This window comes from Synechococcus sp. CBW1006 (assembly GCF_015840525.1).
Classification (GTDB): Bacteria; Cyanobacteriota; Cyanobacteriia; order PCC-6307; family Cyanobiaceae; genus CBW1002.
In genome coordinates this window covers 1262761-1282865 of the sequence record NZ_CP060396.1, presented here as the reverse complement: position 1 = coordinate 1282865, position 20105 = coordinate 1262761, and the positions used below count along the sequence as shown (strand labels likewise).

21 protein-coding genes, 1 tRNA gene and 3 pseudogenes are annotated in these 20105 nt (G+C 63.8%); 8 read left to right on the top strand and 17 right to left on the bottom strand.

Going from position 1 to position 20105, the window contains the following annotated elements; genetic code table 11:
• Positions 1–15 precede the first annotated feature (15 nt).
• A pseudogene (locus H8F26_RS06155) lies at positions 16–234 on the bottom strand (IS5/IS1182 family transposase); the annotation flags it as partial.
• Between the two features lie 485 nt (positions 235–719).
• Between H8F26_RS06155 and H8F26_RS06150 the strand changes: the two are divergent.
• A complete protein-coding gene (locus H8F26_RS06150; RefSeq protein ID WP_197154297.1) occupies positions 720–2213 on the top strand; it encodes an IS66 family transposase in 1494 nt (497 codons plus the stop codon).
• Positions 2214–2312: 99 nt separating this feature from the next.
• Here the strand turns inward: H8F26_RS06150 and H8F26_RS06145 are convergent.
• The 13 genes and pseudogenes from H8F26_RS06145 to H8F26_RS06090 form a co-directional block, all read right to left on the bottom strand.
• Positions 2313–2627: pseudogene (locus H8F26_RS06145) on the bottom strand (transposase); the annotation flags it as partial.
• Positions 2628–2728: 101 nt separating this feature from the next.
• A complete protein-coding gene (locus tag H8F26_RS06140; protein ID WP_197158281.1) occupies positions 2729–4279 on the bottom strand; it encodes an IS5 family transposase in 1551 nt (516 codons plus the stop codon).
• 750 nt (positions 4280–5029) lie between these two features.
• A pseudogene (locus tag H8F26_RS20105) lies at positions 5030–5435 on the bottom strand (transposase); the annotation flags it as partial.
• Positions 5436–6590: 1155 nt separating this feature from the next.
• Positions 6591–7250, bottom strand: a complete 660-nt coding sequence (locus H8F26_RS06130) for a GGDEF domain-containing protein (protein ID WP_197158279.1) — start codon at positions 7248–7250, stop codon at positions 6591–6593.
• A 27-nt stretch (positions 7251–7277) separates the two neighbouring features.
• Complete coding sequence (locus tag H8F26_RS06125; protein ID WP_231598221.1) at positions 7278–8111, bottom strand: IS3 family transposase; 834 nt, start codon at positions 8109–8111, stop codon at positions 7278–7280.
• Between the two features lie 49 nt (positions 8112–8160).
• Positions 8161–8448 carry a transposase gene (locus tag H8F26_RS19275; RefSeq protein WP_231597691.1) on the bottom strand — a complete coding sequence of 96 codons (288 nt, stop codon included), beginning with the start codon at positions 8446–8448 and terminating at the stop codon, positions 8161–8163.
• Between the two features lie 77 nt (positions 8449–8525).
• On the bottom strand, positions 8526–9494 hold the full coding sequence (locus tag H8F26_RS06120) for a PAS domain-containing protein (RefSeq protein WP_197158277.1): 969 nt from the start codon (positions 9492–9494) through the stop codon (positions 8526–8528).
• A 185-nt stretch (positions 9495–9679) separates the two neighbouring features.
• Positions 9680–9862, bottom strand: a complete 183-nt coding sequence (locus H8F26_RS06115) for a hypothetical protein (RefSeq protein WP_231605493.1) — start codon at positions 9860–9862, stop codon at positions 9680–9682.
• A gap of 1 nt (position 9863) precedes the next feature.
• Complete coding sequence (locus H8F26_RS06110; RefSeq protein WP_197158275.1) at positions 9864–10682, bottom strand: phospholipase D-like domain-containing protein; 819 nt, start codon at positions 10680–10682, stop codon at positions 9864–9866.
• Entirely contained in the window at positions 10679–11062 is a 384-nt protein-coding gene (locus tag H8F26_RS06105) for a HEPN domain-containing protein (RefSeq protein WP_197158274.1), read from the bottom strand. Before H8F26_RS06105 ends, H8F26_RS06110 begins: the two co-directional genes overlap by 4 nt.
• Positions 11049–11399 carry a nucleotidyltransferase domain-containing protein gene (locus H8F26_RS06100; protein ID WP_197158272.1) on the bottom strand — a complete coding sequence of 117 codons (351 nt, stop codon included), beginning with the start codon at positions 11397–11399 and terminating at the stop codon, positions 11049–11051. The genes H8F26_RS06105 and H8F26_RS06100 overlap by 14 nt, the downstream gene beginning before the upstream one ends.
• Before the next feature lie 17 nt (positions 11400–11416).
• Positions 11417–11602, bottom strand: coding sequence for a hypothetical protein (locus tag H8F26_RS06095; RefSeq protein WP_197158271.1), 186 nt, complete (start codon positions 11600–11602; stop codon positions 11417–11419).
• 1027 nt (positions 11603–12629) lie between these two features.
• Positions 12630–12701, bottom strand: a tRNA-Val gene (locus H8F26_RS06090).
• 76 nt (positions 12702–12777) lie between these two features.
• Here H8F26_RS06090 and H8F26_RS06085 point away from each other — a divergent pair.
• Genes H8F26_RS06085 through mazG form a run of 4 tightly spaced genes read left to right on the top strand, consistent with a single transcriptional unit; the run spans position 12778 to position 15623 of the window.
• A complete protein-coding gene (locus tag H8F26_RS06085; protein ID WP_197158269.1) occupies positions 12778–13035 on the top strand; it encodes a hypothetical protein in 258 nt (85 codons plus the stop codon).
• Between the two features lie 60 nt (positions 13036–13095).
• Positions 13096–14100 (top strand): TerB family tellurite resistance protein, encoded by a 1005-nt coding sequence (locus tag H8F26_RS06080; RefSeq protein ID WP_197158268.1) that lies wholly within the window; start codon positions 13096–13098, stop codon positions 14098–14100.
• A 50-nt stretch (positions 14101–14150) separates the two neighbouring features.
• A complete protein-coding gene (locus tag H8F26_RS06075; RefSeq protein WP_197158266.1) occupies positions 14151–14645 on the top strand; it encodes a metal-binding protein in 495 nt (164 codons plus the stop codon).
• A gap of 33 nt (positions 14646–14678) precedes the next feature.
• On the top strand, positions 14679–15623 hold the full coding sequence (gene mazG / locus H8F26_RS06070; protein WP_197159023.1) for a nucleoside triphosphate pyrophosphohydrolase: 945 nt from the start codon (positions 14679–14681) through the stop codon (positions 15621–15623).
• A gap of 34 nt (positions 15624–15657) precedes the next feature.
• Here mazG and arfB read toward each other — a convergent pair whose 3' ends face one another.
• Positions 15658–16104, bottom strand: coding sequence for an alternative ribosome rescue aminoacyl-tRNA hydrolase ArfB (gene arfB, locus H8F26_RS06065; protein ID WP_197158264.1), 447 nt, complete (start codon positions 16102–16104; stop codon positions 15658–15660).
• 94 nt (positions 16105–16198) lie between these two features.
• Between arfB and speE the strand changes: the two genes are divergently transcribed.
• Both speE and speB read left to right on the top strand, forming a co-directional pair.
• Positions 16199–17050 carry a polyamine aminopropyltransferase gene (gene speE, locus H8F26_RS06060; protein WP_197158262.1) on the top strand — a complete coding sequence of 284 codons (852 nt, stop codon included), beginning with the start codon at positions 16199–16201 and terminating at the stop codon, positions 17048–17050.
• Positions 17047–17928 (top strand): agmatinase, encoded by an 882-nt coding sequence (gene speB, locus H8F26_RS06055; RefSeq protein ID WP_197158260.1) that lies wholly within the window; start codon positions 17047–17049, stop codon positions 17926–17928. The genes speE and speB overlap by 4 nt, the downstream gene beginning before the upstream one ends.
• 16 nt (positions 17929–17944) lie before the next feature.
• Here speB and H8F26_RS06050 read toward each other — a convergent pair whose 3' ends face one another.
• Both H8F26_RS06050 and H8F26_RS06045 read right to left on the bottom strand, forming a co-directional pair.
• Positions 17945–18352, bottom strand: coding sequence for a Crp/Fnr family transcriptional regulator (locus H8F26_RS06050; RefSeq protein WP_231598082.1), 408 nt, complete (start codon positions 18350–18352; stop codon positions 17945–17947).
• A 127-nt stretch (positions 18353–18479) separates the two neighbouring features.
• The gene (locus tag H8F26_RS06045) at positions 18480–18752 is read right to left on the bottom strand and encodes a hypothetical protein (protein ID WP_197159385.1); all 273 of its coding nucleotides are present in this window, start codon (positions 18750–18752) and stop codon (positions 18480–18482) included.
• A 204-nt stretch (positions 18753–18956) separates the two neighbouring features.
• Here H8F26_RS06045 and gcvT point away from each other — a divergent pair, with 204 nt between their 5' ends.
• Entirely contained in the window at positions 18957–20105 is a 1149-nt protein-coding gene (gene gcvT / locus H8F26_RS06040; RefSeq protein ID WP_197158258.1) for a glycine cleavage system aminomethyltransferase GcvT, read from the top strand.

Here is a 20105-nt window from a genome sequence, read left to right as displayed (position 1 = left end):
CACTGCTGGGGACGCCAGCCGAGCTTTGATGATCAGGGCACCCAATGCCATTCGAAATGGCTTGGCAGGTGCCCCAAAGCCTTTGCAGAACTGCGACGCGTAGTCGTCCTCCAGCTTATCCCAGGGAATGAGCTCAGCAAGCTTGATCCAGCGATTGTCACCAGAGAGTTTGCCGCCAAACGGCAAGAAGAAATCCTCAAACGAGAGCTGATGACGATGCTCGCGCCGATACATGCGGAAAACTCTGGACTGCTTTTCGGCGATATCGAGCCGAATTGGGCACATTCTACAGTTGAAATCTGCTCGGATCCACTGCGGCGCAGCCGCTTTGCCCCTTCTCAGGAGGCCCGAAATAGGGCCTCCTGAGAAAGTAAGAACCAGCCCTAGGTCAGCAAAGTGGGGAGGCCCCGCCCTAACACTGAGTGTTGCTCAGGCTGCAGCCGGTTGATTGCTCAGGAGCCGCTCCTCGCCTCTTCGGATGGATTCAGTGCCGATCAGTAGCTGAAACAAGAAGGCAAAAAGGACCAAAAGAAGCCCCAGCAGCTTCTCGAGGTTCATCACCAGTACAGCCAATGCAATGGCTGATCCTTGGGTGGCAGCGAGCTTCTCACGAATCGTAAGCATTCAGGGGTCGGGACAGCACGCGGCGAACATCGTCTCTGCTGAACCCTTGACGGCGTCCTGATTCCCGTTTGCATCTCAGGCAGAGACTGCTTGAGATGGGCGCCCCTCCTGCTGGCATTTCCGAGGTGGACTGGTTGTCGTGGCCAGCTGGTGCCAGGGAGTTCATCCTGGCTCAACAGGAGGAGATGGTGCAGCTCCGCGTCCAGCTCACCGCCCTGGCGACCGAACTGGCCCATCTGCGCGAGCGGATCGGCCGCAGCTCCCGCAATTCTTCCAAGCCTCCCTCCAGTGATGGCCAGGGGTTTAGGCCGCCCGAACGACGCAAGGGCAGTGGCCGCAAGCGCGGCGGCCAGCCGGGCCATCCCGGATCTGGGCCGGAGCTGCTGCCGATCGAGCGGGTGGATGAGGTGGTCGAGCACCACCCCCAGGCCTGCCGCCGCTGCGGCACGTTGCTACAGGGTCAGGATCCCGAGCCCTTGAGGCACCAGGTGATCGAGATTCCACCGATCACGCCTCTGGTGATCGAGCACCGGCTGCACCGCCTGGTCTGCCCCTGCTGTTCCACCAGCACCTGTGCCTCGTTACCGGCGGAGGTGGAAGTAAGCCATTACGGTCCCCGGCTCAGTGCTCTGGTGGGTCTGCTGGGTAGTGCCTTCCCGTTGAGTTTCAGCAAGACCCAGGCGCTGCTGGATCAGCTGCTGGGGGTACAGATCAGCCGGGGAGCGATGGCCACTATCCGCCAGCGCTTGAGTGCAGCACTGGAGCAGCCCATGCAGGAGGCCCTTGCGTTTGCCCGTCAGCAGTCGGTGGTCTATGTCGATGAAACCGGTGCCCCCACCGGTAATGCCGATGGGGGCAACCCCGATGGCCGGCGCGGCTGGGAGTGGGTCATGGTGACCGCCATGGGGGTGACAGTGTTCTTGCAGAGCCTGAGCCGCTCGGCTGCCGCCGCGATCGACCTGCTCGGGAATGCCTTTGGCGGAATTGTGGTGAGCGATCGCTTCTCCGCCTACAACCATCTCCCGCTGGAGCAGCGCCAGCTGTGCTGGGCGCACGTGATCCGCGATCTCACCGCCATCGCTGACCGTCAGGGCGCCAGCGGTGAGATTGGAGCGGAGCTGCTGGGCCTGCAGCAGCAGCTGTTTGCCCAGTGGCACCGCTACAAAGACGGAACGATCGACTGGTCCACGTTGCAGCAGGGCTGTCGGCCGATCCGCCAGGCGTTTGTGGGCACGCTGCAGCGGGTTGTGGAGCTGGGCTGCCAGCGCGGCGAGCGAACGCCGTGGGCCAAGACGGTGCGTACCTGCCATCAGTTGCTGCAAGTGAGCGATGGCCTCTGGACCTTCCTGGAGATTGAAGGGATCGAGCCCACCAACAACGCAGCCGAGCGTGCCCTGCGCCATTCGGTGATTCAGCGCAAGATCAGCCATGGCGTCCAATCCCGCCAGGGTGCAATCTGCCGCAGCAGGTTGCTCACGGTCACCACCAGCCTGCGGCAACAGGGCCGTGATATCTGGCAGTTCCTGGAGCAGGCCTTGATCGCCCATCATCGCGGCGGTGAGATGCCATCGCTGTTGCCGAATCCCTGAGCCGGCCGTCATCGATCGTGGTGTCTGTGGTCGCTTGGTGATCAGCGATCAAGGGCGGTGAATGCTGCGCGGCTGCGTCACGGCCCCTGAACGGATACCACGAATCAAACCCAATCCAAATCGCCGCTTCCCCTGTCCGATTTTGCCTTCTACCGCGTTACGTTGCCGTTGATCATCAAGAAACTGTCTCTTCTCTTCTGCCACAAGCTCAGGATCGCTCTTGGGCCGACCAAGGCGAGGTCCACTCAGGCGAATCCCATGACGCTGACAGAAAGCGCGGTTCGCTCGAGTCCGATAGATCTGATCGGCACAGATCACTTCTGGATAATGACCATGACGACGGCGATAGGCTCTTGCTTGAGCCTTTAGATCTTCTCCTTCGTTGTAGGGGTCGTAGCTCAAGCGGTCTAGGTAGGGACTCCTGAAAAAGATTCTCGGCCCATCGGCGCCGGATTCGTCCGTTTGCTTCGCGTTAATCAGGCCGGCAAGCGCGGTGACATCAAGTGGGCCAGATCTCAAAAGGCTGGCTTGCAGATGCCCTCAGGCGCTCTGATCGCTGACCAGGCCATAAGAAAGCTGTAGATCCACCCAAAAAGAACGACAAAAAAGAGGCGCAGCAGCCTCAAGACCTTCTCCGCGCACATCACGACAAAGGCCATCGAGATGGAGGATTCGGCACCAGCTGGTAGACGAGCCTTGATCAGATCCAGCGAATACTTGCGCTTTCCAGAGCCAAAGACGCCTTCCACTTCATTGCGTCGTGCTTGATCAGATCGGAGCTGCTGCTTGTGTGTAGTAGTGACATCAGGATCCTTGGGCGGGCGGCCCAATCGCTTGCCGGAGAGGCGAATGCCGTTCCTCGTGCAGAAATGCCTATTCTTGGCCGTGATGTAAATCCGGTCGGCGCAGATGCGCTCTGGGTATGATCCTGTATCCAGCTTGTATTTTTCCGCCTGAGCGATCAGGTCTTCTCCTTCGTTGTAGGGGTTCCAGCTGATGCGGTGCAAGAACGGAAAGCCGTTTTGAACCGAAACGCTGATCTTGGCACCAAACTCCACCGCAGCACGTGCCTTGCCTCGCACCATTGGGCGGATATGGGTCTGCACAAGATTCACCAGGCGATCTGGAATGCTGTTGGTCCGAGAGTCGAGCAGAAGGCTCTGCTGCCGCTCCAGCTCGCTGCAGGCCAGTAACTTCTGCCACCAATGCCTCTTGAGCTCGGAAAGCATTGCCCCACAGTCGATCAGAGCGTCAATAGCCTTGAGATTCTGGCGCACATAGCCAAGCTGATGTTTAATGGAAGGCTTCACCTTGCGTCGGCGTGGCCGTTTCTGCTTCGCGACTCTGAGGAAATGAGCACGAGCAAGGCCACGGTCGTAGCGCGGTCGATGTCTCCTGAATCCCGATGACTGACTGCACAGATTATCAATGACTCGCTCGGTCGTTGTGCGAGCCTCGTTGAGGAGCTTGAGGTCTCTGGGATAGGTGATGTCGGCAGGAGTGCAACTGGCATCAATCGTGAGAGTGCCCCAATTCTTTCCTTCTGGCCAGTCAGCAGGCTTGATCAACGCATCAAGTTCTAGCTGAGCGCCTCCTCCACTGGAATCACGATCATCATGGTCGTCATCGTCTGCTGCCTGAGCAAGTGCTTCCAGAAGGATCTCTTTGCCGCGCTGCACCACCAGCTCGTTGATACGGCGCAGATCCTCGTCAGAAAAGCGTTTGCGAAAGTGCACCATCATCGAGGCATCAAACGGTGCCTTGGCTGTGTAGCCCGCAAAGCCGAGAAAGAACTGAATATAGGCGTTCTCTCTGATCTGATGGACAGTCTCTTCGTCGGTTAGCCCCAACTTCTGTTTGATGTAGAGAGCACCAAAGGCCATCCTCACTGATTTGGCTGGAGCGCCAATTGTGGAGCTGAATTGAGTGGCATAGGTTTCTTCCAGCTCATCCCATGGGATCAGCCCCTCCAGTTGAACCCAGCGGTTCTCGGGATCAAGTGTGCCGCCAAATGGCAGGTGGAACTCCTTGATTGAGATCTGACCGTTATTGTGCCTCCGGTACATATGGAACGATCAGGAGTAAAGGCAATCACGGATTGCCTGATTCACGGCCACTTTAGCGGTTTCTCATGCTTGAGACCAGCTGCGGCGCAATGGATCTGGATTTTTCAGGAGTCCCTAGGTAGGTGAATCCATCACCCGTAACTGAAATTGAGATCTTGGCTCCGAATTCGACATTACATCTGGCTTTGCCACGAACTATGGGCCTGATGTGAGCTTGGAAGAGGCTCACGATCCAATTGGGGATGCTTCTGCTGTCTGAGTGGTAGAGAATCTTCTACTGGCGAATCAGCTCGCTGACCACCAAGAGTTTGTGATACCAGTGTCTTCCTGCGGCCAAAAGGCAGGCACCGCAAGCGATCAGGGCATCAATACTGCCAAGATTCCGTTGAAGATGGCCGAGCTGCTGCTTAATCGCTCTTCGAATCTTGCTGATGCGAGGGCGCTTCTTCTTTGCCACTGCCAAAAACTGCTGACGGGCTTTCTTTCGATGCGTACGTGGCTTCTGGCCAAACGCCTCTCTGATCGGCGGATGCATCGCATCAATCAGTTTTTCTGTAACTTCTCTGGCTTCATTGAGCAGAGATAAATCAGTCGGATAGCGGATGTCAACCGGTGCGCATGTGGCGTCAATCAAGAGTGTGCCTTGGTTGGCCGATGGCATAGACGTGTGATCATTGCTGCCATGCCCCGTGGAAGAACCGCCACCTTTGTCTGCACCTTGATCATCGTCGGCATCTGCGGCCTGGATCACATTCAGCCCATGGCGCACGATCCGTTCGTTGCAGTCGTTGATCACTGACTCCGGCAGGCGCTTCCGGAAATAGACCATCATCGATGGATCGAACGGTGCTGAGAACTGGAACGCTTCTAATCCAATGAAGAATTGCAGGTACGGATTTTCCTTGAGTTGCTCAACCAGCTCCTCGTCTGTGATCGCCATGCGAGCTTTGATGATCAGGGCACCCAATGCCATTCGAAATGGCTTGGCAGGTGCCCCAAAGCCTTTGCAGAACTGCGACGCGTAGTCGTCCTCCAGCTCATCCCAGGGAATGAGCTCAGCAAGCTTGATCCAGCGATTGTCACCAGAGAGTTTGCCGCCAAACGGCAAGAAGAAATCCTCAAACGAGAGCTGATGACGATGCTCGCGCCGATACATGTGGAAAACTCTGGACTGCTTTTCGGCGATATCGAGCCGAATTGAGCACATTCTACAGTTGAAATCTGCTCGGATCCACTGCGGCGCAGCCGCTTTGCTCTTTCTCAGGAAGCCCTAATTATTCTAGACACATTTAGTCCAGGCCTCTCTGGAAAAGGGCGGATGGCAAACCGGCCAGTAGAGAGAACTTGAAGCGAAAGAAGCTTGATCCAATGCCCCACCAACCACGCCACTTACCTCAGGGTTATTCATTTCAACAAGGGTACGCCTGAGCACAAATCAACTGCGGGTGCAGCGCGCGTCCGAAAAACCTGATCAAGAGCGCAGTTCCTGCTACCTAATCCAGCTCCCGGATATGGATCAATCCCTGAGGCTCCTGAATGTCCGCGGGGCAGTTCGGTGCCTTCTGGCGCACGACTTCCTCCGCGACACGCTTCAGGATGTCACGGCGGCGATCGGCAGCCCAGGGGTGGCATGCGTGCCAGTGGTCAGCAGACTCCCCCCAAATCAGAGCGACGCTGTCGCTGCTGCCCAGCTCAGAGTAAAACGTCAGACTCCCTGTCGGCTCGTGATAGGCAATGGCACCGCAACGCCCTGTCTCACGAATCTCCACGCGCCAGGGTCGCAGCCAGTCAGACATCGGGATAACCCCGGTTCCAGGATGCGGTCGCTGTCAATCACCTGAGAAGAGGCCGATGATCCGATGCTCGGCGGGACTACCCGCTGTGCGAGGGAGGAAATCGGTGCGCAAGCAAGCCCAACGCGGAAACCGTTTGCAGGAAGGGCTTTGGAAGATTTTTCAAGCGGTGACTGAGATGCGCGATGCCGGGTTCGAACCAGCGACATCCTGCTTTTAAGGCAGGCGCTTTCTCTAGTTGCGGCAAGGGATCTGAGGCCATTTCTGGGCATCTGTGCGTAGATCTGTGCGTACAGCCTGTGCAGCGGGTGTCCTCCCGTGCGCACGGGCACCTGCGTCCCGTCTCCGTGGCTCGGCTCCGCGGTACTGAGGCTGGGCCCCAGGCGCATTCAGCGGAGGCCCACCGGCTGATCTCCGCGTCGGGTTCAGAGCCGGAGAGCAGACCGAGGTCTGCTGCCGTTCTCGCTGGCATGGCCTGATCAAGCGAAGGGCTGCGCGCTCACCTTGGCTCAGGCTCCTCAGGACTCTCGTCTCTGCTGCGGTGAGGCTGCAATCATCACCACCCGATCACGGCCCTGCTCCTTGGCCGCATACATGGCGGCGTCAGCGCGGGCGATCAAGGCATCGAGCGACTCATCCGGCTGCGCCACGGCCACACCCACGCTGATGCTCACCTGCAGGTCGCCCGCCTGCGTCGGTACGGGCACATGGGCTGCAAGCCGCAGCTTCTCGGCAATGGCCTTGGCATCCTCGGGGCCATGGAGGTCAGTGAGCACCACCATCAGCTCATCGCCGCCGATGCGGGCGGCAAGATCGGTGGATCGCAGACAGGAGCGCACCCGGATCCCGATCTCCTGCAGCACGGCATCGCCGGCCTGGTGGCCATGGATGTCGTTCACGTTCTTGAACCGGTCCAGGTCGCAGAAGAGCACTGCCAGCTTCTCGCCCCGGCGCTGGTGGCGAGCCATGAGGCGCTCAATCTGCCGGAACATCTCCTCCCGGTTGAACAGAGCGGTGAGGCTGTCGGTGCCGGCGCGGCGCAGCAACTCCTGTTCCTTGGCGACCTCCGTGTCGATGAGGCGGAAGGAGGCAATAAAGCCATCCATCCGACCCTTGGCGTCTCGGAAGGCACTGGCGTGGGTCTCGGCCCAGTGCCAGTGCCCATCCTTGGCACGCACACGATCGCGGGCTGAGGTGGGTGCCTTTTATTGGACAGTTCCGGCCCCTGACATCGTTAACCCAGGACGGGTGGAACATGGTTCGGCCTCAGTGTAGACCGCGTGGGGAGTTTTGCCTCCAAGGGAACTGTGAGGTCTTACATGGCAATACCGCCACAGGAAGCGGGCCAGGCTGATTTCAGCGTCCCAGCCATCGCTGTATGCCCGTAGGTAGACCTCCTCGTACTTGACAGTCCTCCACAGCCGTTCAACAAGGATGTTGTCGTAGCACCGCTTTCTGCCGGACCAGCTGATCTGGATCCGCTCCCCTTTGAGTCTGGCCACAAAGTCAGCGGACGTGAACTGACAGCCTTGATCGGAGTGGAAGATCTCTGGCCTACGGCCGCCTCCCAAGGCCATCTCCAGGGCCTCCAGACAGAACTTCGTGTCAAGGCTGTTGGAGAGCCTCCAGCTGAGCACATGCCTGGAATGGAGATCCATGATCGCCACCAGATAGAGGAACCCTTTCTGCAGAGGGATGTAGGTGATGTCGGTCGCCCAGACCTGATCCACCGACGTGACCTGCGTGAGGTCCACCAGGCAGGGGAACCGCACGGACGGATCACCTGGAACCGTCGTCCGGGGCTTCTGGTAGATCGCCCGTAATCCCATGCGCCGCATGAGGTTTCGCACTCGATCTCGGCTGATCGGGATACCATCTTGGGCCAGATAGTCCACCATCCGGCGGCTGCCGCTGCAGGGATCCTCCAGGTAGAGAGCATCGATCCTGGCCATGATCCGCAGCGTCGATACACGGACCGGTGTCGGCCGGTAGTACAGCGTGGATCGAGGCAGCCCCAGCAGCGCACACTGCCTGCTGATGCTGAGCTCGGGGTGGTCGTGATCGACCAGCTTGCGCAGTTCACGGGCATCAGAGCAGTTGAGACTTTTTTTTGAGCCACTCCAGCTCCATCTGCAGCCGTCCGATCTGCTGGAACAGCTCCGCCTCCTTGGCCTGCCCCTCCTCCTTGTCCTTGGTCTTCTTGCCTCGGGTGAAGAGCTCGCTGGCACCGTCCAGGAGCTGCCGCTTCCACTGGCTCACCTGGATCGGGTGGATGGCGTGGTCGGCGGCGATCTCCTGGATCGTCTTGCGGCCACTGATCGCCTCCATGGCGACCCTGGCCTTGAACTCGGGGCTGTGGGTGCGGCGCTTGCTCATCGGTGGGAGCCCCTTTCAGGGGCGGTACCCCGCCTCAGAGGTTAACGATGGGGCCTGTCCAGAAAAGCCAGACCACCTCAGGCCACGACCGTTTTTCCGGCCCGCAGACGCTCAAGATTCGCCTGGTACTGCTTCGCTGACCCGCGGTGTTCGAGGAAGTCGGTGCCGCGATGCCCGATCCACTCCTCGGGCCGCCAGCCCAGCACGGCGGTGAGTGAGGGCGACACCCAGCGCAGGGTGCCATTGGGGGCGATCTGGATCACCACGTCGGCGGCGTTCTCCGAAAGGAGACGGAACCGTTCCTCGGATCGCACCAGGTCCTGCTGGGCATGGATCTGATCGGTGATGTCGATGGCCTGGCCGATGAAGAAGTCCACCCGTCCATCGGGCCGGCGCACGCAGGACACGCTGACGTCCATCCAGCGGATGCTGACATCGCTGCGCAGGTAGCGCTTGCGGATCCGATAGCTGTCGCGCCGGTTGGCCTGGATCTCCTGCAGCAGCTGCTCCTCCCTGGCGATGTCATCGGAGTGGGTGACATCACGCCAGTGGATGGCGAGCGGGCGCTCTGGATCGAGGCCGAGCATCTCGCAGAGGGCTCTGTTCAGGCGGATCAGCCGACCATCGGCGTCCGAAAGGGCCACCCCAGCGGGGGCGGCATCAAAGGTGAGCCTGAGGATCTGCTCCTCGCGGTGGCGCTGCTCAAGCTCGCGGGTGCGCTGGTCGGAGAGCCACACCGCCGCGGCGGTGACGGCGCTGAGCCCCAGCAGCCGGGAGGCGAAATCGATGGAGAAGGGCTCTCCCCTCGTGTGGGCGGAGGCGATCGCCAGGACATAGGCCCCGACGATCAACGGGAGCATCTGGCGAGGCGCTGCGATGCTCGCCGAGAGCACCACCACGAAGAAATAGAACGTAAGCAGCGGAACGCTGCTCGGCAGCAGCAGATCCAGCAGAAAGATCCCGACCATCACCAGAGCCAGCCCCCAGAGCTTGGCGCGGCTCCCCGCGGCTTCTGGTGCGGCAGTGGTAGGGAGAAGGGCGATCACGAATCGCAGGAACTGGGGATGCGGCCGCCGGGTTGGTAGCAACGTACCGGTGGGGACGCTCGGACGATCACGATGTAACCGAGTCCCTGGGGCGGTGCGGCCTGTCCGTTCTGAAGGTCTGGTGGATGCAGCACACCGGATGGCGCCGTTGCAGATTTCCTCTGGGCATCGGGGGATGGTCTCAGCTAGAGCGCTACGAACAACCGATTGGCCACCAGGCGTCTGAAGTGGTCGCTGACCGTGCTGGCCCTCCACGGATCCCTCACGAGCCAGCCAGCCTCGAAGTTGTGGCGCTGGGCGGCCTCGCTGAATTTGGCGCTGGTCACCAGAGCGCTGGCTCGATCGGTGCCGCCATCGGCGGCAACCACCCTATCCAGCCAGTGCCCGCTCAAACCCTTGGCGGCTCAGATCCGTTCCTTCTTCCCCAAGACAGGCGGCCTCGGCCATGGCACGGGGGAACAAGGGTCTGTTGGCCAACTCGGGGAAGGCCTCAACACTGCTCCGGCAGAGGCTGGCCAGGTAAGAAAGGGTGGCGTCGTGATCCTTGTTCTGCCAGAGCCGCAGGAAGTGGCGCTCCTTGGCATCCACGCGGCGCTGGTCACCGCTCCAGCTGCAGAACACATCAAAGGTTTCGTAGTTGGTGCTCCAGCCATTCGGGGTCTCATTGATGCTGCCGGTGAAGGCCAGCCGATCCCCATGGCGATCTTCCACGACCCCTTCCTTGGCGTGGAAGATCGCCCCATCACTGCTGATCTGACCTTCCTGCGAGGGCAGGCCAACGCGAATCTCCAGATGCCCCTTCTGCACCAGCCAGGCGAGCAGCTCAGCGGCCAGATCGGTAACGCTGCCGTCGCCTGGGGTCACGCCCTTGAATGGGAACTGCTTGGTGAGCTGTTGCTCCAGCAGGTGGGAAGGGCTCAGGCCTGTGGCCAGGGCCTGAAGATCGGCCGAGCTCATGAAGAAGCCTGTGATCAGGCGCATCTGGCCACGGCCGCGGCCATCGGGGGAGGCCAGCACGAGTTGTTCCACTCCATCAAGGACCTGCAGCAGGGAGCGGCTGGAGAAGTAGCCGGTGATTCGCCAGTAGCGCACGGCCTCCTGCAGCACCGGGCGGTAGAACCCCTCCAGGAGGTTGTCCTGGGAGCTCGTGAAGCTGTCCTGCCAGCCGTGATCCTTCAGGCCGGTCATGGCGTGGAGCGAACGACCTCAGCCACATGGTCCACAAGCGCCACGGCTTGTTGGTGCCAGAGCTGGCGATCGAGTTCCATGGACTCGGGTTCGGCGTCGTAGCGGAACTGCACAGCGAAGGCCGTGAAGGCCTCCAGCGGCAGGAATCCCTCTACAGACTCACCTGCATCGGCAAGCCGACCGAACAGGGAGGTGAGGTTGTGGATGAAGGGCGGGTCATCTCCAAGGCTGAGAAGCCATGCCTTGAGCGCTTTCTCCACGGCCTGTTGGATCTGGAAGCCCCAGTTCGCTTCGGCAATGGAGGTGTCCTGAAGGACCTCAGCCGCCTTCAGATCGCGGCGGGCGATCCGCAGCATGGCCTCGGCGTCAGGGTTGGCCATGCAGCAGCCTTCCCTCGCGATAAGCGCGAGCGATCACATGGCTGAGCCATTGACGCCGCTCTTCCACCTGGCTCTGGGAATACAGCAACAGGTCCACGGGAATGCGGTGGTGACTGAGCTTGCGCCACAGCCTGCCCAGGGTGTCGAAGCGGTTGTGCTGAGCCAGCCAGCTGTCGCTGGCGGTGATCAACAGGTCCACATCGGAGTCGGAACCTGCATCACCCCGGGCGCGGGAGCCGAACAGCCGCACCTCTGCCCCCGGGATCTCCTGGCGGATCTCGGCAGCCATCTGCTGCAGCTGGGTTTCGCTGATGGCGTAGGTGGGGGCTGTGGTCATGGCTGTTCCTCCACAGTTCAGGGTGCTTCGGCCAGCTCAGCAAGCACCAGTTCCAGCTGCTTGGGCGCTGGCACCTGCTCAGCCAGTGCCAGGCGGCGCAGGTTCTCCAGGGCTTCGAAGTCTGACGCGGCAGGAGCCGCGGTCTTCACAGGATCGAAGCCTGTGTAGCGCGAGGAACTCGGCGCGGGGGCAACAGAGGTCATAGATGGTTGGCGGGGCCATGCCGATGTGCTGCCGAAACATGAGCAGGCCTAGAAAGCATGACGCAGACGGGAGAGGCGTGCAGAGGTCTGAGAAGGACTGCAGGATCTACCGAGTGCCTCTATGCGGTAGGTGCATAGGTTCAACCTCAATCTCGCCTCATCTGTCTCAACGCAGTCCCGCTTAGCTGTCTGAAGGGATCCGAATGCCGCCCGGTCCTTGGCGTCTCTGGACTCGATCTTGCCCAGGTTGAGCTCCAGCTCCAAGAGCTGTCGCAACTGACCGAACCATCGAGGCCCCAGGCTCCCCCTGCATCGCCTGATCCGCTTCTGGTGGTTAAGCGCCTGGCTCACCAGCTCCGAGCTGGCCGAGCTGCTGGGTGTCTCGCTCACCGCTCCAGATCCTGAGGACTGGGTAGAACGCTTCCCCCGTCCTGGCTTCCTGGTGGAGACAGCGAAGCCCATCGGCAGAGGTTCTGGAGGCTCTACCTCGATGGCCTCGCTGCCCCGGTCAGATCCCCGGGTGGCGTCCCCCTTCCTACAGACCCTTCAGTCGCTCCGCCTGCTTCTGCTCTTGCGTAAGCAGGCGAATGGCCTCTGCACGGCGGAGATCGCTCTCACCAGCAGCAGTCATCAGGTCGGCGCACTAGCCCGCCGAGCGGGCCGCCCAGCCCAGCATCGGCAGGCCGGCGGCGGCTCAGCGCTCTGGTCGGACGCCGCTCGAGTCTTGTGACGCACAAAGAGGCGTCCAGCATCGCGAAACTTGGCAAGCAAACGCCACTTTCTGGCCTGTAAGGCCACAGGGGGACCGTTATGGACCATTGGACACGAGCCATGGCTCTGCCCCTCGAAACCTGAACATCTCTTTCGGAGCGAAGGGCTCCTGGCTGCTCGCCATGAGTGCCTGCCTTCTGCGCCTTGCGCATGTGCGCACAGCCGTGCGCACAGAAGCTGTTTCAAGCAGTATCAAGCCCCATTAAGCGGATCGGGCCATTCCGGCTAATCCCTGTTCAGGACTGAAGAATTGAGATGCGCGATGCCGGGTTCGAACCAGCGACATCCTGCTTGTAAGGCAGGCGCTCTACCGCTGAGCTAATCGCGCGTCTCTCCATTGTGCCTGCTGCCGGTTCGCCTGCCGCCGGTGAGAGGATCGGCCTCTGGCCAGCCGGGCAGAGGATGTGAAGGGAGAGGACGCCAAGCGCAAGACCCGCATCCGTGCGCTGGAGAGGAAAGTCCGTCTCGAGCAGGCCTGGTTCACCTTCCGGCGGGCCAGTGTGGTGATCGGGTTCGCCGGCCTGCTGTTGCTCCTCTTCCTGGTCGGCTCCTGGCTCACCAGCGGACCGAGCGGCGAGGACCAGATCGATCGGGAGAGCGTCGACACCTGCGTGCAGCAGCAGCAGCAGCACAGCTCCGGCAATATTGATCTCTGCTATTGAGCGCTTGTCCACTGAGCCCTCGATCCGTGAACTCAGGCTGGCCCCCATGAAGACTCCGCCATGGTGATCGACGTTCAGGCCACCCTGCCGGACGACCAGCGTCAGGCGATCGGGAAGGCCGGGCTGGCCGCCCTGATGACCATGGCCCGCCTGCGCGGCACACCATCGGCCAAGGCCATGGCCGCGATCCGGGGCGTTCGCGATCACCTCCTGCACCTCGATCTGGCACTGGAGACCCTGCCGGACATCGATCCAGAAGCCCTGGCCGCCCGGGTGAATGGCGTGAATCCGGATCCCCAGTGGCGCGAGCGCATCCTGCGGGGCATGACCCTGGTGGCCCTGTTCGATGGCACGCCCACACAGCAGCAGCTGGACCTGCTGGAGCGCTCCGCCCAGTGTCTGAACGTGGATCCGGGCCCGGTACGCACCTTCCAGCAGGTGATGGAGCACCAGGCCTGGCTGGTGCGCCTCGATGTGGCCCGGCGCGGCTTCATCCCCCAGGCCTTCAAGGCCATGTGGCGCCAGGAGGGGCTATCCGCCGCCCTGGCCAGCGCCCGGGTGCTGCTCGGCCAGGAGGATCGGGCCATGGCCGAGCGCTACCGGCAGCTGCGGAGCTACCCGGAAGGCAGTTTCGGGCTGGCCTACGCCAACTTCATCGACCGCAACGGCTTCCAGTTCCCCGGTGAGCACGGCGGGCCACCACCGCCGGTGATGCACCACGACTGCTGCCACGTGCTGGGGGGCTATGGCACCACCCCCGCCGAGGAGGGCGCGGTGCTCGGCTTCCAGGCGGGCTTCGAGAAGGTGGACCCCTTCTATCTGCTGATGTTCGCCCTGGCGGAATTCGAGCTCGGCATCGGCGCCTCGCCCTTTGTGCCGGCCGGGCGCGGCCAGCTCGATGTGGATCGGATCTTCGCGGGCCTCGAGCACGGCTCCCACGTGAGCGTGGACCTGTTGGCCGGCATCGATCCCTGGGACCACTTCGCCGCCCCTCTCGAGCAGGTGCGCCAGCGGTTCAACGTGCTGCCGCGGGGCCGCGCCCCGGAAGAACTGTCCCAGGCCTGAACAGCCGGCACACTGAGCAACCGGCACACCGACGGGAACACGACCGGTTCATGGCCAGCGGCACCGACCACGACCGCACCACCTGCCTGCTGAGCCTGCCCTTCGGGTTGCTGTGGTGGCCGCTGCTGGGAATCATGGGTGTGGCAACGGCCAGCCTGGCGTTCCTGGTGGGCGGGCTGTGGCTGTCGCCGGATCTGGACACCCGCTCCAATGCCACCCGCCGCTGGGGCCTGCTGCGCTGGTTGTGGTGGCCCTACCGGCGGGGTCTGTCGCACCGTTCCCTGATCTCCCACAGCCCCCTGATCGGCACCGGCGGGCGGCTGCTCTACCTGGCGGCCTGGATCCTGCTGCTGAGCCTGCTGCTGCAGCCGCTCGGCAGTCCAGCGCCGGCCAGCCTGCTGCAGGCCTCTGCGCGGCTCTGGCACGACCAACGGCCCCTGCTGCTCACCGCCCTGATCGGCCTGGAGGCGAGCAGCTGGCTGCATCTTCTGCAGGACGGCGACCCGATCCCGCGCCTGCCACGGATCCTGCGCCGCAGGAGATGAGAGGGTTTGGGCGGACCTCCCCGCCCCCTCGTGATGCGCCCCGATCCCCTGTCGTGCCCGCCGGGCTCCGGCGCCGCCCCTGACCCGAGCGACAGCCTGGCCGCCCTGGCGGAGCTGATCGCGGTGGTGGATCAGCTGCGGGATCCGGAGCACGGCTGCCCCTGGGATCTGGAGCAGACCCACGCCTCCCTGGTGCCCTACGTGCTCGAAGAGGCCCATGAGGTGGCGGATGCCATCCGCCACGGCGACGACCGGCATCTGGAGGAGGAACTGGGGGATCTGCTGCTGCAGGTGGTGCTGCACGCCCGCATCGCCAGCGAAGCGGAGCGCTTTGATCTGGCGGGGATCGCCCGGGGCATCAGCGCCAAGCTGGTGCGCCGCCACCCCCACGTGTTCGAACCACCGGCCGACCCTGCCGCCGGCAACCGGGGATCAGGCGGCGACAGCGCCGCCGTGACGCGCACCTGGGAGGCGATCAAGGCCCAGGAAGCGGCCACCACCTCGGCCAGCCCCCTGAGTGATCGCCTGGCCGCCAAGGTGCGTGGCCTCCCCGCCCTGGCCGGCGCCATGACGATTTCGAAGAAGGCCGCCGTGGCCGGCTTCGAATGGGACGACCTGCACGGCGTCTGGACCAAAGTGCACGAAGAGCTTGACGAGCTCAAGGAGGCGGTGGAGGAGGCCCGCAACAGCGGCGATCGGACCCATGCCCAGGAAGAACTGGGAGACGTGCTGTTCACCCTGGTGAATGTGGCCCGCTGGTGCGGCATCGACCCGGAGGAAGGCCTGGCCGGCACCAACCACCGCTTCCTCGATCGCTTCTCCCGGGTGGAGGCAGCCCTGGGCGGTGATCTGCGGGGGCGGAGCCTGCAGGAGCTGGAGGGCCTATGGCGGCAGGCCAAGGCCGAGATCCGAGCTGAAGCCGCGGCAGACCTCACGGCCAACTCCGCTTCAGACTCCGATGCCGGCCGCCAAGGCTGAGGGGTGCGCTGCGGCCTCAGCTCCGGACTGCAGTTCACTCCTCCGGCAAGCGCTGCCGGCGTTGGCCCTTGAGGGCACCGCGCTGCTTCTTGGCGGCCAGGCGCCGCTCCACCGAGCCGCGGCTGGGCCGCGTGGCACGCCGCGGCGGCGGCGGCGGCGCCATGGCCTGCTGCAGCAGCTCCACCAGACGCTGCCGCGCCGCCACCCGGTTCTGCCACTGGGAACGGTGCTCAGAGGCCGTGATCACCACCGCCCCCTCCACCAGGCGCCCCTCCAGACGACGCAGGGCGCGGGCCTTCTGCAGAGGCGGCACGGCAGCGGACGTGGCCAGGGGGAACACCAGCTCCACGCGTGAATCGGTGGTATTCACGTTCTGACCACCGGGCCCGGAGGAGCGGGAGAAGCGCCAGCTCAGGTCCGCCGCCGGGATCAGCACCGCCGCCGTGACGCGCAGATCACCACTGGGCTGTTGGCCTGGCATGTGTTCAGGATGACAGGACACCTGCCAGAGACAGCGAGGTGAAACATGGATGCTGTGTAACCGTACGGAGATTCACTCCGGGCGGCCCCACCCCATGGCGAACCCCAAAACCTGGATCGACGAGATCTTTGATGGCGTGCGCTACGGCCTGGCCGGCCGTGTACTCGCAGAAGAGCAGTCGCCCTACCAGCTGGTGACGATCATCGAGAGCGAGCGCTATGGCAAGGGCCTGCTGCTGGATGGCTGCTGGATGACCGCCGAGCGGCAGGAGCGGCACTACCACGAGGCGATCGTGCATCCGGCCCTGTGCGGCGCCGCGTCGATCGAGCGGGTGCTGGTGATCGGCGGCGGCGATGGCGGCACCGCCCGCGAGTGCCTCCGCCACACCGGCGTGCAGCACCTCGACATGGTGGAAATCGACGGGCTGGTGGTGGAGTGGAGCCAGCAGTACCTGCCCTCGATCGGAGGCGGCTGCTGGAGCGACCCCCGCTTCCACCTCACCGTGGGCGATGGCATCGCCTGGGCCGCCAACGCGCCGCCGGCCAGCTACGACGTGGTGATCGTGGATGGCTCCGATCCCGCCGGCCCGGCCGAGGGCCTGTTCAATCGGGCCTTCTTCGAGCACTGCCGCCGCATCCTCAAACCCGGCGGCGTGTTCGCCACCCAGAGCGAATCCCCCGAGGCCTTCCGGCAGGTGCACCTCGACACCGTGGGCCTGCTTCGCGAGGTGTTCGGCCACGCCGATCCGATGTACGGCTGGGTGCCGATGTATCCGAGCGGCTGGTGGAGCTGGACCTTCGCCGCCCTCGATGGCCGCCGCTATCTGGAGTCGGATCCGGCGCGCGCCGCGGCCATCGGCGAGGGCTGTGAGATCTGGTCGCCCCGCTGGCAACGTGGGGCCTTCGACGCCATCCCCGCAGGCATCGAGCGCGCCCTGAACGCATGAAAAGCCTCTTTGTCACGGATTTGTTTGACACCGATGGCGCCATCTACATGGCCAGCCGCCGCGATCCCGCCGGCTGCCGCGTGGGGTTGTTCGGCGTGCCCTACGACGGCACCACCTCCTTCCGCCCCGGCACCCGTTTCGGGCCTGCGGCGATCCGCGAGGTGAGCAGCGGCCTCGAGACCTACTGCCCCCAGTTGGACCTGGATCTGGATGATCTGGCCTTCGCCGACTTCGGGGCCCTGGAGATCCCCTTCGGGGCCCCGGAACCGGTGGTGGCCGCGGTGCGGCGGGGTACGGAACACCTGCTGAGCCTCGGCCTGCGGCCCCTGATGCTGGGCGGCGAGCACTCGATCAGTTCCGGTGCCGTGGGCGCCGTGGCGGCCCACCAGCCGGATCTGGTGCTGGTGCAGCTCGATGCCCATGCCGATCTGCGCCACAGCTGGCTCGGCAGCCAGCACAGCCATGCCTGTGCCATGCGCCGCTGCCTGGAAGTGTTGCCCAGCCAGCAGCTGCTGCAGATCGCCATCCGCAGCGGCACCCGCGATGAATTCAGCGAGCTGCACCAGAGCGGCCGGCTGGTGGCGATCGAGCGGATGGCCGCAGCACTGCACCCGCTGCGCGGCCGCCCCCTCTATCTCACCGTGGATCTGGACTGGTTCGATCCCGCCGTGATGGCCGGTACCGGCACTCCCGAACCCGGCGGCTTCCTCTGGAGCGACTTCGCCGCCCTGGTGGACGAACTCCGCCACCACAACCTGGTGGCAGCGGATGTGGTGGAGCTGGCCCCCCAGCTCGATCCCAGCGGGGTGAGCAGCGTGCTGGCCGCCAAGGTGTGCCGCAGCCTGCTGTTGCTGCTGGGCCGGACAGCCGGCCACTGATCGCAGCCCGCTGGAGTCAGTAGCAACAGGTGCCGCTGGTGCGCTGCTCCCGCAGGCGATCGTGCTGCTGACCCAGGAGCATCACCGCCAGGGTGGGGTGGTTATGCAGCAGGTTGAGGAAGCGGAGCCGCTCCAGACGCAGCACTTCCACCGGGGTGCGCGCGATGGCATCGTTACGGAAGGCAATCTGTCGCCACATGATCTCCTGGTAACTGAACAGCTCACCAGGCCTGTAGCAGAGCCGATTCCCCTGCTCGTCCACCAGCTCCACGATGCCGCGGCGCACGGCATAAATCGCATCGGCCATCCGACCGCGCGTAAAGATGTGGGCCCCGGTGGGGAAGGTGAAGATCTCGCAATCGACCTGATCTGCCATCAGGGCGATCGGAGAGGGAGCAGCGGGTGTCGTGACCAATCTGGTCACCTCCTGGTTGAAAGGTTCTGATGATTACATTCCTACATCCGCAGGCGCCACAACGGCAGCGGAGAACACCAAGCAAAGATCTTGAACGGGCCGATCAGGGCTTTCGGAGGCTGCAGTCTGCCCAGCTTCAGGCTTCCAGCCTCTGGGACTCGTCAGGCTCCATGGACAGACAGAGCTGGCGGCTGGGGACATGGCTGAAGCGTGTCGCCATGCCGGACGAACCTGCGCCCTCAGGGCCCATGCCGGGCAACCGGGGTGGACGGGCTGTCCAGTGATGGCACCAGAGGTCTCCAGACAGATCGGGATGGATGGACAGGCGACGCAGCTTGCACCAGCCCATCTCATCGCCACGGGGAGGCGTGCAGTGGCGACAGCTGCGGCAGCTGGAACGCTGACCCATCGGAAACCCATCAAGGGGCCCAAGGTAAAGAGGTCACGGAAGGATCGCCAGGCAAACAGCCCGAATCCTCCACTTTCCTTCAGCAAGTCAACCCTGCAGGAGGTCGATCCGTACAGCATCGAAGCAGACATCTCCCTGGGGAAGACCGCGGCTGCTCTCCAGCAACTGCTCTCCATAGGATCCGGCCAACGCTGCACTCCCGCCATGGCCGCCCCCGCCACCGATCCGTTGCAACGCACGCCCCTGTTCGAAGCTGCCCGCGACGCCGGGGGGCGGATGGTGGCCTTCGCCGGCTGGGAGATGGCTGTGCAGTTCGGCGGACTGGTGCAGGAGCACACGGCCGTGCGCCAGCGCTGCGGCCTGTTCGACATCTCCCACATGGGGGTGCTCACCCTGCGGGGCGACGGGGTGAAAGACGCGCTCCAGACCCTGGTGCCGACCGATCTGTTTCGCATCGGCCCCGGCGAAGCCTGTTACACCGTGCTGCTCAACGAGGCGGGCGGCATCCTCGATGATCTGATCGCCTACGACTGCGGCCAGGTGGCCGGCGAGGGCGGCAGCAGGGGCGAGCTGGTGCTGGTGATCAATGCCGCCTGCATCGACGGCGACACCGCCTGGCTGCGCCGCCACCTCGAGCCGCAGGGGGTGACTCTCACCGACCGCAAGGGCGACGGGGTGCTGCTGGCCCTGCAGGGCCCGGAGGCACCGGCGCGGCTGGAGGCCCTCAGCGGCGCCGATCTCTCCGGCCTGCCCCGCTTCGGCCATCGGCAGATCCTGCTGTCCGGCGCCGCCACCGGAGCGGCCGCCGGCGCCCCCGTGTTCGTGGCCCGCACCGGCTACACCGGCGAAGACGGCTTCGAACTGCTGCTGGATCGCCAGGCCGGCCTCGCCCTCTGGCAACAGCTGCTGGCCGAGGGGGTGGAGCCCTGCGGCCTCGGGGCCCGCGACACCCTGCGCCTGGAGGCGGCCATGCACCTCTACGGCAACGACATGGATGCAACCACCACACCCCTGGAGGCCGGCCTCGGCTGGCTGGTGCACCTGGAGATGCCCAAGCCCTTCATCGGGCGGCAGGCCCTGGAGCGGCAGACAGCGGAAGGCGTTGGGCGGCGGCTGGTGGGCCTGGAGCTGCAGGGGCGTGCCATCGCCCGCCACGGCTACCCGGTGCTGTGTAACGGCGAGCCGGTGGGGGAGATCACCAGCGGCAGCTGGTCGCCCACGCTGGGCAAGGCGATCGCCCTGGCGTCGGTGCCGGTTGGCTCCGCCCGCCTCGGCACGGAGCTGGCGGTGGAGATCCGCGGGCGCGAGGAGCCAGCGCTGGTGGTACGGCGGCCTTTTCTGCGGCGGGGTTGA